Below are 12,835 nucleotides of genomic sequence, written 5' to 3' on the forward strand. Positions count from 1 at the left end.
TATCAGTCGCGCACTATCAGGCGCGGGGCGAGTTCCTTGAGCGCGCGGCGATAGACCTCGCGCTTGAATGTGACCACCTGGCCCAGCGGGTACCAGTAGCTGACCCAGCGCCAGCCATCGAATTCGGGCTTGCCGGTCAGGTCCATACGTACGCGCTCCTCGGCACCGGTCAGGCGCAGCAGGAACCACTTCTGCTTCTGCCCGATGCACAGGGGCTGGCTGTGCGTGCGCACCAGGCGCTGCGGTAGACGATAACGCAACCAGCCTCGGGTGCAGGCGAGGATCTTCACATCCTGCTCTTCGAGCCCGACTTCTTCATTGAGTTCGCGGTACAACGCCTCTTCGGGCGATTCGCGATCATTGATGCCGCCTTGCGGAAACTGCCAGGCATCCTGATTGATGCGCCTGGCCCAGAGCACCTGGCCGACATCATTGGTCAGGATGATGCCGACATTCGGGCGAAAACCATCAGAGTCGATCACGGCAAGCAACCTCGTACACGCAAGTTCCGGCATTGTTCCACAAAGCCGAGTCCAGCAGCAACGCGGGTTTGGCGGCAGTGGGAAAGCCCGGCCAAAGCGGCTATTCTGGCGCGCCCCACGCGGGTGTTCACGAGGCTGCGAGCGCCGTCAGGCATGGCGAAGCCCGTCGAAAAGAGGCTGTGTACCAGCGGTACATGCACATTTTTCGCCAGGTTCCGCCCCGACCGGGACGAGCGCCGCAGGCTGCAGACGCCCCTAATCCCTTTGCAGAACAGGTACAGAATCGTGCGTTTGGCCCTTTTCGATCTCGACAACACCCTGCTGGCCGGTGACAGCGACCATAGCTGGGGCGAATTCGTCTGCCAGCGCGGCCTGGTCGATGCAGCCGAGTACCTGGCACGCAACGACGCGTTCTACGCCGACTACTGTGCCGGCAAGCTGGACGTGGTGGCCTACCAGAACTTCAGCCAGGCGATTCTCGGTCGCAGCGACATGGCACAACTGGCGCAGTGGCACCGCGAGTTCATGGCCGAAGTGATCGAGCCGATCATCCTGGCCAAGGGCGAGGCATTGCTGGCCGAACACCGCGCCGCCGGTGACAAGCTGGTGATCATCACCGCCACCAACCGTTTCGTCACCGCGCCCATCGCCGAGCGCCTGGGCGTGGACACCCTGATCGCCACCGAATGCGGCATGCAGGACGGGCGCTACACCGGCCAGATCACCGGCACCCCCTGCTACCAGGGCGGCAAGGTGACCCGCTTGAACGCCTGGCTGAGCGAGACGGGCCACAGCCTGGACGGCGCCTATTTCTACAGCGATTCGCGCAACGACCTGCCGCTGCTGGAGGCCGTGGCCAACCCGGTGGCCGTTGACCCGGACGACATGCTGCGCGCCACCGCCAGCGAGCGTGGCTGGCCGGCGATCTCGCTGCGCTGAGTACGGGCTGAAGCTGGCTTCGCGGCTGCAGCCGCTCCTACGCAGGCCATCGCCAGCCGCAGCCGTGTAGCCCGGTGCAATCCGGGCCACTCTGCTCAGACGGGCTTGGCGCCCATCAGCGCCATGATGGCGATCAGCAGCACGAGAATCAGCCCGGCATAGATCAGGCACAGGCGCTTCAGCGAAGTGGGCGCCGGCGCATCGCCCAGCGCGCGCCAGACGGCCAGACGCCCGGCCAGCAGCAAGCCGAGCAGCATCATCACGCCATAGAGGATGCTGCCCAGCAGCAGCCAGGTCTGCCCCAGCGGCCAGCCGGCGGTGTCCACCAGCCAGTAGCCACTGAGCGGCAGGCTCAGCGCCAGCACGGCAAAGGCAGGCAGGCTGAACAGCAGGGTCACGCGCAGCTTGCGCGCCAGCACGGCGGCATCACCGCCGCGCTGCGCCTTGAACAGCATGAACGCGTGCGCGATCAGGCCGAGCAGCAGCAACACGCCAGGGGCGCTGTGAAGAATACGAACCAGCAGATAGTGCTCCATCGAGGCTTCCTTTTTAGGTAGGGCGGGTGCAACCCGCCAACGCGCTCCGGCGGGTTACCCCCGCCCTACGGGTTCGAAAGTATCAGCCGAGAAACAGGCGATAAGCGGGGTTTTCGCTCTCGTCCCAGTAGGGATAGCCGATGGCGTCCAGGGCTGCCGGAACCAGGTGCCGCTCATCGTCAGGCACCTGCAGGCCAGCCACCACGCGACCGTCGGCGGCACCATGGTTGCGATAGTGGAACATCGAGATGTTCCAGCGCCCACCCAGCTTCTGCAGGAAGTTGAACAGCGCGCCCGGCCGCTCGGGGAACTCGAAGCGCAGCACCATCTCGTTGCTCACCCCGGCCGAATGACCGCCGACCATGTGGCGGATGTGCAGCTTGGCCAGTTCGTTGTCGGTCAGGTCCAGCACCGGGAAGCCCTGCGCACGCAAGCCCTCGACCAGCGCCTGGCGCGGATCGTTCTCCGGATGGGTCTGCACGCCGACGAAGATGTGCGCCTCGCGGTCGGTGTGATAGCGGTAGTTGAACTCGGTGATCTGGCGCTTGCCCACCGCCTCGCAGAAGGCCTTGAAACTGCCCGGCTGCTCGGGGATGGTCACGGCGATGATCGCCTCGCGCTTCTCGCCCAGCTCGGCGCGCTCGGCGACGTGGCGCAGGCGGTCGAAGTTGACGTTGGCGCCGGAGTCGATGCCCACCAGCACCGCCCCCTTGGCGCCCTCGCGCTCGACGTACTTCTTGATCCCGGCCACGGCCAGCGCACCGGCAGGCTCGGTGATCGAGCGGGTATCGTCGTAGATGTCCTTGATCGCCGCACAGATCTCGTCGGTGCTGACGGTGATCACCTCATCGACGTGATCCTTGCAGATATCGAAGGTGTGCTGGCCGATCTGCGCCACCGCCACACCATCGGCGAACAGCCCGACCGTCGGCAGCACCACGCGCTCGCCGGCAGCCAGCGCCGCCTGCAGGCAGTTGGAGTCGTCCGGCTCGACGCCGATCACCTTGATCTCCGGGCGCAGGTACTTCACGTAGGCCGCGATACCGGCGATCAGACCGCCGCCGCCGACCGGTACGAAGATGGCATCGATATGCCCCTGGTGCTGACGCAGCACCTCCATGGCCACGGTGCCCTGCCCGGCGATCACCAGCGGGTCGTCGTAGGGATGGATGTAGGTGTAGCCCTTCTCCTCCACCAGCTTCAGCGAATGGGCCAGCGCCTCGGGGAAGGCGTCGCCGTGCAGCACCACCTTGCCGCCCCGCGAGCGCACGCCCTGCACCTTCAGCTCCGGCGTGGTGCGCGGCATGACGATGGTGGCCTTGACGCCCATGTGCTTGGCGGCCAGGGCCAGGCCCTGCGCGTGGTTACCTGCCGAGGCGGTGACCACGCCGCGTGCCAGCTCCTCCGGCGACAGCTGCGCCAGCTTGTTGTAGGCGCCACGAATCTTGAACGAGTACACCGGCTGCAGATCCTCGCGCTTGAGCAGAATCTGGCTACCCAGTCGCTCGCTGAGCTGACGGGCGGGTTGCAGCGGGGTTTCCACCGCGACGTCATAGACGCGCGAGGTGAGGGTCTTCTTCACGTACTGTTCGAGCATGGCGATTTCGCAGGCGTTCGGGCTTGGGAAGGGACTGCCGAGTCTACCCCAGCGCCGCGCCGGGCGACCATACGAAACACGCGGGTTTTGCCCCCGTCAGCGCAGCACTTGCGGCTATAATTCGCGCCTCAAGTCTCCCTCACTCCCAGGCACAGACCCGCGATGAACCAGGATCAGCTGAAACAGGCCGTGGCCCAGGCCGCCGTCGACCACATTCTTCCCCGCCTCGACAGCAAGAGCATCGTCGGCGTCGGCACCGGCTCCACCGCCAACTTCTTCATCGACGCACTGGCCAAGCACAAGATGGACTTCGACGGCGCCGTGGCCAGCTCAGAAGCCACCGCTGCCCGCCTGAAGGGTCACGGCATCCCGGTCTACGACCTCAACGCCGTCAGTGACCTGGAGTTCTACGTCGACGGTGCCGACGAGAGCGACGAGCACCTCAACCTGATCAAGGGCGGTGGCGCCGCCCTGACCCGCGAGAAGATCGTCGCGGCCGTGGCCAAGACCTTCATCTGCATCGCCGACGCCAGCAAGCTGGTGCCGGTGCTGGGCGCCTTCCCGCTGCCGGTGGAAGTCATCCCCATGGCGCGCAGCCACGTGGCCCGCGAACTGGTCAAGCTCGGCGGCGACCCGGTGTACCGCGAAGGCGTGCTGACCGACAACGGCAACATCATCCTCGACGTGCACAACATGTCGATCACCGATCCGGTGAAGCTGGAAGCCGATATCAACGCCATCGTCGGCGTGGTCACCAATGGCCTGTTCGCCGCCCGCCCGGCCGATCTGCTGCTGCTCGGCACCGCCGAAGGCGTGAAGACGCTCAAGCCCTGAGGCGCCAGCAGGTGCTTCGATCGTGGTCCGCATGACATCCGGGGCAGACGCATCGGACGCCCCCGGATTGCATCCGGGCTACGGCGTCGGCTGATCGAGCAGGCGGCGCAGCTCCGCGCTGAGCGGCATCGGCTTGAAGGCACTGACCCGCGCCCGCCTGCTGTTGCCGAGCGGTACCCAGAGGCGCGAGAACAGCAACGCCGCCAGGATGCGCGGCAGCTGCCCCAGCACCTCGCGCACATCACCCAGCTGCCAACCGGCGCGCAGCATCAGCCAGTGCGCACGGGCATGCAGCCAGGGACGACGCTGGGTGAGGATATGCGCACGCTCCAGCCAGGGCAGTGCCTCGGCAGCCTGCGCGCCGGCCAGGGCACCCTGGGCCTGGGCGAAGGCCTCGTCGACGGCCAGTTGCCAGTTCTCGTTCATCCTCGATGTCCTCATTTGCGCAGCAGGCGCAGGCCGTTGAACACCACCATCAGGCTCACCCCCATGTCGGCGAACACCGCCATCCACATGGTCGCCTCGCCCGCCAGGGTCATGCCCAGGAAGATCGCCTTGATACCCAGCGCCAGCACGATGTTCTGCAGCAGAATCGCATGAGTCTGCCGCGACAGGCGGACGAATGCGGGAATCTTGCGCAGATCGTCGTCCATCAGGGCGACATCTGCCGTCTCGATGGCGGTATCGGTTCCGGCGGCGCCCATGGCGAAGCCAATCTCCGCCCTGGCCAGCGCCGGTGCGTCGTTGATGCCGTCGCCGACCATGCCGACCAACTTGCCCTGCGCCTGCCGTGCCTCGACCCAGGCCAGCTTGTCCGCCGGCAGCAGGTCGCCACGCGCCTCATCGACACCGACCTGCTCGGCGATGGCGGCGGCAGTGTGGGCGTTGTCGCCGGTGAGCATGCAGGTACGCACGCCCAGTTCGTGCAGCTCACCGACCGCCTCGCGGCTGCTCTGGCGCACCGTATCGGCCACGGCGAAGAGCATCAGCGCGCGCTGCTCGTCGCACAGCACCACCACGCTCTTGCCCTGCCGTTCCAGGGTTTCCAGGCGCTCTTCCAGCTGCGCCGAGCAGAGCCCGAGGTCTTCGACCAGACGGTGATTGCCCAGGTACAGCAGGGTACCGTCGACCACCCCCTGGGTGCCCCGCCCCGGCAGTGCCGCGAACGCCTCGACCTCGCGCAGCACCCGGCCCTGCTCCTCGGCGTGCAGGGCCAGCGCCCGCGACACCGGGTGATCGGAACGTGCAGCCAGGCTCGCCGCCCACACGGCGTGCAGCGGCTGCTCCGCCTCCAGCAAGTGGAGGCTGTCGGTCTGCACCGGCTTGCCGTGGGTCAGGGTGCCGGTCTTGTCCAGCGCCAGCATGGCCAGATGACGGCCGTTCTCCAGGTACACGCCGCCCTTGACCAGGATGCCCTTGCGCGCGGCGGCGGCCAGACCGCTGACGATGGTCACCGGGGTGGAGATCACCAGCGCACAGGGGCAGGCCACCACCAGCAACACCAGGGCGCGGTAGATCCAGTCGAGCCAGGCGCCGCCGATGACCAGCGGCGGCAGCACCGCGACCGCCAGGGCGAAGGCGAAGACCGCCGGGGTGTAGATGCGCGAGAACTGGTCGACGAAGCGCTGGGTCGGTGCACGCGAGCCCTGCGCCTCCTCCACCGCATGGATGATGCGCGCCAGCGTGGTATCGCGCGCCGCTGCCGTTACGCGGAACTCCAGCGAACCGGCTTCGTTGATGGTGCCAGCGAACAGCGGATCGCCCACGCGCTTCTCCACCGGCAGGCTTTCTCCGGTGATCGGCGCCTGGTTGACCGTCGAGCTGCCGCCGACCACCTCGCCGTCAAGACTGATGCGCTCGCCGGGGCGCACGCGCACCAGCGCATCCACGGCGATGCCCTGCACATCCACCTCCTGCCAGCTACCGTCGGCCTGCCTGACCGTGGCGCGCGGCGGGGCCAGGTCCATCAGCCCGCGAATGGCGTTGCGCGCCCGGTCCAGCGAGCGCGCCTCGATCAGCTCGGCCAGGGTGAACAGCACCATCACCATTGCCGCCTCGGGCCATTGGCCGATGAGCACCGCACCGGTCACGGCGATGCTCATCAGCGCATTGATGTTGAGGTTGCGGTTTTTCAGGGCGATCCAGCCCTTCTTGTAGGTGGTCAGGCCACACAGGCCGATGGCGGTGATGGCCAGCAGCGCCACCAGCCAGTCAGGCCCCAGCGTCGCGAAGTGCACGCCCTCCGAGGCGGTCGCCGCGACAGCAGCCAGCAGCAGCGGCCAGGCGGACTTCTTCACGGGCTCGGCGGCCGCTGCCTGCGCGGCATCGTCCTCTTCCAGCTGCGGGGTGAAGCCCAGGCCGCGAATGGCCGGCAACACCTGGGCCAGCGCACCGTCGTCATGGCTGACGGTCAGCACCCGCTGCAGCAGGTTGAACTGCAGCCCCGCCACACCGGGCAGACGCCCCAGCGCATCGCGGATCAGGCGTTCTTCCGTGGGGCAATCCATCTGCTCGATGCGGATGCGCGTATTGACCGCCCCGGTCAGCGGCTCGTCGGCGAACGACGACTGCGCGGTGCCGTGCTCATGCCCGGCATGATCGTGATCGTGGTCGTGCTCGTGACGAACGGGTGACGGTTCGGGCGAATGGTCGCAACAACGACTCATGGCAACTCTCCTTCAAGTGAGTGTTGCCGAGTACACACCCTGTAGTCACTATAGGGTCAACCCCCAAAGGAGGCTTGCGCATGAAGATTGGCGAATTGGCGAAGAAGGCTGGCTGCCAGGTCGAGACGGTCCGCTACTACGAGCGCGAGGGCCTGTTGCCGGCACCCGCGCGGAGCGAAGGCAACTATCGCCTGTACGGCAGCGAGCACCTCGAGCGCCTGGTGTTCATCCGCAACTGCCGCACGCTGGACATGACGCTGGACGAGATCCAGCGCCTGCTGTCCCTGCGCGACCTGCCCCACGAGAGCTGCGCCGGCATCAACAGCCTGGTGGACGAGCACATCGAGCACGTGGAAGCGCGCATCAACAGCCTGCTCGCGTTGCGCGACCAGTTGAGCGAGCTGCGCGACCGCTGCAACGGCCCGCAGGAGGCCGAGGACTGCGGCATCCTGCGCCAGCTCAACGCCAGCGGCGGCGTACAGCCGCTGCCGGATGACGGCCACACCCACGTGGGCAAGAGCCACTCGCACTGAGCCCGTCGACCGCGAGCGATCCGCGCATATCGCGGGAACTGGGCTAGGCTTGCTCTGCACAGTGCAACACCCACGGTATGTCACCGTTTCCCAGAGGAAGATACGCATGTCTGGAAAGTTCGAACTGAAGAAGGCCAAAGACGGCCAGTTCTATTTCAATCTGCTGGCCGGCAATGGCCAGGTCATTCTCAGCAGCGAGATGTACAAGGCCAAGGACTCGGCACTCAACGGCATCGACTCGGTCAAGAAAAATGCCCAGCGCGAAGGGGCGTTCGAGACCAAGATCTCGAGTAACGACAAACACTATTTCGTGCTCAAGGCCACCAACGGCCAGGTCGTCGGGCAAAGCCAGATGTACAGCAGCGCCTCGGCCTGCAAAGGCGGCATCGAGTCCGTGCAGAACAACGCACCCGGCGCCGAGACGGACGACCAGAGCGCCTAGTCTGCCGGCTTCCTGAACAGGTAGAAGAGATTGGGCTCGCTGATCAGGTAGAGATTGCCCGCTTGGTCCGACGCGATGCCCTCGGCCTGCGGCACGCCGTGCTGCAGGCCATGCTGGCCACGCAGCAACGACAGGGTGCTGACCGGCTCACCTGCGGCATTCAGCTCGATCACCAGCCGCGATTCGTCGGACAGGGCCAGCAGGTGGCCGGTGGCCGAATCGAAATCCAGGCTCGACAGGTCACGGACGAACAGGCGCGCGTCGCGTTTCGGGTCGGTGTTGACCTGCAACGCCAGCGGCTTGCTCTCGTCGATGTGCGGGAAACCCAGCACCTCGAAGATCCGCACCGGGTCACGCTCCTTGGCCACCAGCAAACGCTGGCCCTGCGCGTCGTAGGCCAGCCCCTCGAAACCCTTGTTGCCGTTGCGCCCGATGCCCAGTGACAGCTGCTGGAAGTCGGCGGCGTCGAGCACAGCGGTGTCATCGTCGATCTGCACCTTGACCAGACGCTGCTCGCGCTCGTCGGCGATCACGTAGGTGCCAGGCCCCACGTACTCGATGGCCTCGGGATCGCCGAACCCCTGCAGATCGATCGTGCGCAGGAGCTCGCCCTGCAGGTTCAGCTCGATCACCCTGGCCGGCTTGTTGGTGACGCTGAACAGGCTGCGCCGGTCCGGATCGTAGGTCAGTGCCGAGACGTCGCGGATATCGGCGATGGGCCTGGCCTCGATCACCACCCGGTAGTCGCCGAGCCACAGCGACTGCTCGCGCCACTGCGCGCCATGCCGCCATTCCTGCACCGAGAACCAGGCGCGCTCGAACAGCCGGTACTGCTGGGCCAGCACGGCACCGCCCAGCAGGACGAACAGCAGCAGGTAGAGCCAGGGGTTGATGGAAAGCAGGCGGCGCATGGCGGTTTTCTCTTACGACCACGGAAAAGCCCGCCACAGCATTGCTGCGGCGGGCATGCAGAACGTCACGATCAGTTGATCAGTTGATCAGTTCGACCCGGTCGACATCGATCTCACGGCTGTTGAAGTCCTTGTCGACTTCACCGGTCAGGCGCACCTTGGCGGTTTCCGAGACCTTCTGGGCCGGCCAGTCTTCGTCGTCGATCTCGACCTGAATGGTGCCGGTGGCGTCCTTGAATTCATAGAGCTCGTCCTGCAGGCGCTTGACGATCTGGCCTTCCAGCACCACCTGGGTATCGTCGGCAGCCTGCAGCGCGGCGGATACGGTAGTGATCTGCGGCGTGGCGCCGGGGCCCGTGTAACCGGTGGCGAAAGCGGCAGTGCTGAGCAGCGGCAGGACCATCAGGGCGAGAGCGGTACGTTTCATGGCGTGAACCTCGTTGTTCGTAAGTGACGGGGTCAGATTAGTGCCGCTAGCTGAAGCCAGACTGAATCGGCGCTTAAGCCAAGCTTAATCCGTCACCCCGCTCGGCCAACCTTCGCGGCGGGCTTGCTGAACACGTAGAACAGGTTGGGTTCGGCGACGATATAGATGTTGCCGTCCTCGTCCATGGCCACGCCCTCGGCCTGCTCGATCCCGTCCTCCAGCCCGTTGAGGCCGCCATTGAGGCTGAGAAAGCTGACCGGCCTGCCGGCACGATCCACTTCCAGCAGCATGCGCGACTCGTCGGAGAGTACCAGCAGGTGGCCGGTCCGCCCGTCGACACTCAGCGAGGAGATGTCGCGCAACCCGAGATGTTGCGCCGTCAGAGGCTGCAGCGCCCCGACGCTGCCGTCCTCGCCCGGGAACGGCAGGCTGAACAGGCCCAGCGGCCCACGCTCCTTGCCCAGGATCACGCTGTGGCTGCGCGAATCCCAACCCAGCCCTTCGAAGCCCTTGTTGCCGGCATCGGCGAAGCCCAGGTCGAAGCCGGCAAGACCGGCGGCATCGAGCGCCAGATCATCGTCCTTCAGGGTAAAGGTGGTGAGCTGACGGCGACGTTCGTCGACGATGCCCATCAGGCCGTTGTCCATCACCTCGACACCTTCCGGGTTGGCGAAGCCTTTCAGCTCGATGCGCCGCAGAATCTCGCCCTGGAGCGACAGCTCCACCAGTAGGGGATGCTTGCCCGTGACGGTGAACAGGGTCCTGGTCGCCGGGTTGTAGGTCAGCCCGGAGGTCTCATCCTTGTCCAGGCCGCTCAGGGCCTTGGCCTGGATCACCGCGCGGTAGCCCGGCAGCCATACGCTGGCCAGGCGATCGACCAGGGGCGTGGAGCGCTCCTGCAGCCAGAGCCGGGCACGATCATCCCAGTGCTGGGTGAGTACCAGAGCGCCCAGCGCCACGAACGCCAGGGCCACCAGGCAAAGGCTCTGGCGGCGAATACGCGGGAAGGATGAGGACATCGGCGACTACTCGACTGCATGGGAACGATACGACGTCCACTGTCGCCAGAAGTTGCACCGACCAGGGCGCAACCTGCTCACGCACTGGCGAGCGGGCCGCAGCGGGCCCCTGCTCGACGGTGCGTGCCGAAGCCTTATAGCACGCGGCTGGTGAAACGACTGTGACCGACCAGCTCCAGCACCAGCTCGTCACCCTTGTTCAGTGCGCCGACACCAACCGGCGTACCGGTCAGGATCACATCGCCCGGCTGCAGGGAGAAGTGCCCGGCCATGTGCTGGATCATCGACAGGATGGGGTTGAGCATGTCACGGCTGTTGCCGTCCTGACGGGTCTCGCCGTTGATCTCCAGACGAATGCCGATGTCGGCCAGGTCCTCGATGGCATCGCCCGGCACGAACGGCGCCAGCACGCAGGCACCGTCGAAACTCTTGGCGATTTCCCAGGGGTAGCCTTTCTCCTTGAGCTTGGCCTGGACGTCACGCAGGGTCAGGTCCAGTGCCGGGGCGAAACCGCTGATCGCATCGCGCACTTCCTCGGTATCCGGCTTCTTCGACAGAGGCTTGCCGATCAGCACGGCGATCTCCGCCTCATAGTGCACCGAACCACGTTCCTCGGGGATGCTGAAGCCATCGTCGAGAGGAACCACGCAGGAGCCCGGTTTGATGAACAGCAGCGGTTCGCTGGGTACCGGGTTGTTCAGCTCCCTGGCGTGCTCCGCGTAGTTGCGGCCGATGCAGACGACCTTGCCAAGGGGAAAGTGGACGGTGGTTCCGTCGACGTACTGGTGCTGATAGCTCATCACCGACTCCTGTGTGTTGTTGTTCGTGGATGCCTGGCTTGTGGCCAGAGGTCGTACATTAACCAAGCTCGGGGCGGCCTGCACGGCATACGAAAACGCCCATCGTGTGGATGGGCGTTCGGGTCAGGCGAAGATCTTGCCGGGGTTCATGATTCCATTGGGATCGAACACCGCCTTGATCGCCTTCATGCAGGCGATTTCCGCCTCGGAACGGCTGTACTGCAGGTAATCGCGCTTGGTCATGCCGACGCCGTGCTCGGCGCTGATCGAGCCGTTGTACTTCTCGACGATCTCGAACACCCACTTGTTGACCACCGCGCACCTGGCGAAGAAGTCTTCCTTGCCCAGCGCCTCGGGCTTGAGGATGTTCAGGTGCAGGTTGCCGTCGCCGATATGGCCGTACCAGAGCACGTCGAAGTCCGGGTAGTTGGCCGAGACGATGTCGTCGATGTCCCTGAGGAACGACGGCACCTGGCCGACCGTGACGGAAATGTCGTTCTTGTACGGCGTGAAGTGGCTGATGGTCTCGGAGATGTACTCGCGCAGCTTCCACAGGTTTTCCAGCTGCTGCTGGCTCTGGCTCATCACGCCGTCGAGGACCCAGCCCTGCTCGACGCAATGCTCGAAGGTGGCCAGGGCCCCGTTGGCCACGTCCTCGTTGAGCGCCTCGAACTCCAGCAGGGCATAGAACGGCGTGCGGCTCTCGAACGGCGCCGGCACGTCGCCACGGGCGAGGATCTTGTCCAGACACTTGTCGGAGAAGAACTCGAACGCGGTCAGGTCGAGCTTGCCCTGGAAGGCATGCAGCACCGGCATGATCGAGTCGAAGTCGGGTGTGCCGAGGACCATCGCGGTGAGGTTCTTCGGCGCGCGCTCCAGGCGCATGGTGGCTTCGACGACGAAGCCCAGGGTGCCCTCGGCGCCGATGAACAGCTGGCGCAAGTCGTAACCGGTGGCGTTCTTGATCAGGTCACGGTTGAGTTCGAGCAGCTCGCCGCTGCCGGTGACGACCTTCAGGCCGGCGACCCAGTTGCGCGTCATGCCGTAGCGAATCACCTTGATACCGCCGGCATTGGTGCCGATGTTGCCGCCAATCTGGCTGGAACCCGAGGAGGCGAAGTCCACCGGGTAGTACAGGCCCTGCTCCTCGGCAAACAGCTGCAGTTGCTTGGTCACCACGCCCGGCTGGCAGACCACGGTGCGGTCGTACTCGTTGAATTCGACGATGCGGTTCATGTAGTCGAAGGACACCACCACTTCGCCATGGGCGGCCACGGCAGCGGCGGACAGGCCGGTACGGCCACCGGACGGGACCAGGGCGATCCTGTGCTGATTGGCCCAGCGCACGATGGCCTGGACCTGCTCGGTGGTCTTGGGAAACACGATGGCCGAAGGGGCTGGGGTGTACTGCTTGGTCCAGTCCTTGCCATAGGTCTGCAGCGCGTCGGCATCGGTCAGCACCTTGCCGGACTCGACCAGCGTCTTCAGTTCTTCGATCTGGGCCGCGGTAGTCATCACGTGAACTCTCAAAGGATTCATGGTCGCCCTGAGAACCATTCAGGTCGCAACCGAGCATTGAAAATGGCGAACATGCTAGCATACGCCCCCCGTGAATCGAGCGACGCAGCGATCCGCGGGCGTTGGCTGAG

14 protein-coding genes are annotated in these 12,835 nt (G+C 65.5%); 4 read left to right on the top strand and 10 right to left on the bottom strand.

The window, feature by feature from the left end:
- Nucleotides 1–2: 2 nt before the first annotated feature.
- The gene (locus tag FIV02_RS22555; protein ID WP_021445072.1) at nt 3–482 is read right to left on the bottom strand and encodes an RNA pyrophosphohydrolase; all 480 of its coding nucleotides are present in this window, start codon (nt 480–482) and stop codon (nt 3–5) included.
- Nucleotides 483–767: 285 nt separating this feature from the next.
- Here FIV02_RS22555 and FIV02_RS22560 point away from each other — a divergent pair, with 285 nt between their 5' ends.
- Complete coding sequence (locus FIV02_RS22560) at nt 768–1,421, top strand: HAD family phosphatase (RefSeq protein WP_152489846.1); 654 nt, start codon at nt 768–770, stop codon at nt 1,419–1,421.
- 95 nt (nt 1,422–1,516) lie between these two features.
- On the opposite strand, the gene FIV02_RS22565 is transcribed toward FIV02_RS22560, so the two are convergent.
- Nucleotides 1,517–1,957, bottom strand: a complete 441-nt coding sequence (locus FIV02_RS22565) for a DUF2269 domain-containing protein (protein WP_152489847.1) — start codon at nt 1,955–1,957, stop codon at nt 1,517–1,519.
- Between the two features lie 82 nt (nt 1,958–2,039).
- Nucleotides 2,040–3,554: a threonine ammonia-lyase, biosynthetic gene (ilvA, locus tag FIV02_RS22570; protein ID WP_047584800.1), complete on the bottom strand. Its 1,515-nt coding sequence runs from the start codon at nt 3,552–3,554 to the stop codon at nt 2,040–2,042.
- A gap of 162 nt (nt 3,555–3,716) precedes the next feature.
- Between ilvA and rpiA the strand changes: the two genes are divergently transcribed.
- Nucleotides 3,717–4,388, top strand: a complete 672-nt coding sequence (rpiA, locus tag FIV02_RS22575) for a ribose-5-phosphate isomerase RpiA (RefSeq protein WP_037055230.1) — start codon at nt 3,717–3,719, stop codon at nt 4,386–4,388.
- 78 nt (nt 4,389–4,466) lie between these two features.
- On the opposite strand, the gene FIV02_RS22580 is transcribed toward rpiA, so the two are convergent.
- Together FIV02_RS22580 and FIV02_RS22585 are read right to left on the bottom strand one after the other, a co-directional pair.
- Nucleotides 4,467–4,814 (bottom strand): DUF3703 domain-containing protein, encoded by a 348-nt coding sequence (locus FIV02_RS22580; RefSeq protein WP_152489848.1) that lies wholly within the window; start codon nt 4,812–4,814, stop codon nt 4,467–4,469.
- Nucleotides 4,815–4,825: 11 nt separating this feature from the next.
- Nucleotides 4,826–7,054 carry a heavy metal translocating P-type ATPase gene (locus FIV02_RS22585; protein WP_152489849.1) on the bottom strand — a complete coding sequence of 743 codons (2,229 nt, stop codon included), beginning with the start codon at nt 7,052–7,054 and terminating at the stop codon, nt 4,826–4,828.
- An 80-nt stretch (nt 7,055–7,134) separates the two neighbouring features.
- On the opposite strand from FIV02_RS22585, the gene cadR reads away from it, so the two are divergent.
- Entirely contained in the window at nt 7,135–7,587 is a 453-nt protein-coding gene (gene cadR, locus FIV02_RS22590; protein ID WP_037055241.1) for a Cd(II)/Pb(II)-responsive transcriptional regulator, read from the top strand.
- A 106-nt stretch (nt 7,588–7,693) separates the two neighbouring features.
- On the top strand, nt 7,694–8,029 hold the full coding sequence (locus tag FIV02_RS22595; RefSeq protein WP_037055242.1) for a YegP family protein: 336 nt from the start codon (nt 7,694–7,696) through the stop codon (nt 8,027–8,029).
- Here the strand turns inward: FIV02_RS22595 and FIV02_RS22600 are convergent.
- The 5 genes from FIV02_RS22600 to FIV02_RS22620 form a co-directional block, all read right to left on the bottom strand.
- The gene (locus FIV02_RS22600) at nt 8,026–8,940 is read right to left on the bottom strand and encodes an SdiA-regulated domain-containing protein (protein ID WP_152489850.1); all 915 of its coding nucleotides are present in this window, start codon (nt 8,938–8,940) and stop codon (nt 8,026–8,028) included. The genes FIV02_RS22595 and FIV02_RS22600 overlap by 4 nt on opposite strands.
- Nucleotides 8,941–9,019: 79 nt before the next feature.
- Nucleotides 9,020–9,367, bottom strand: coding sequence for a NirD/YgiW/YdeI family stress tolerance protein (locus FIV02_RS22605; protein ID WP_152489851.1), 348 nt, complete (start codon nt 9,365–9,367; stop codon nt 9,020–9,022).
- Between the two features lie 92 nt (nt 9,368–9,459).
- A complete protein-coding gene (locus tag FIV02_RS22610; protein ID WP_152489852.1) occupies nt 9,460–10,386 on the bottom strand; it encodes an SdiA-regulated domain-containing protein in 927 nt (308 codons plus the stop codon).
- Between the two features lie 134 nt (nt 10,387–10,520).
- Complete coding sequence (locus FIV02_RS22615; protein WP_152489853.1) at nt 10,521–11,186, bottom strand: fumarylacetoacetate hydrolase family protein; 666 nt, start codon at nt 11,184–11,186, stop codon at nt 10,521–10,523.
- A 123-nt stretch (nt 11,187–11,309) separates the two neighbouring features.
- A complete protein-coding gene (locus tag FIV02_RS22620; RefSeq protein WP_037055252.1) occupies nt 11,310–12,701 on the bottom strand; it encodes an FAD-binding oxidoreductase in 1,392 nt (463 codons plus the stop codon).
- Nucleotides 12,702–12,835: the final 134 nt, after the last annotated feature.

This window comes from Pseudomonas sp. THAF187a, assembly GCF_009363395.1.
Lineage (GTDB): Bacteria > Pseudomonadota > Gammaproteobacteria > Pseudomonadales > Pseudomonadaceae > Aquipseudomonas > Aquipseudomonas khazarica.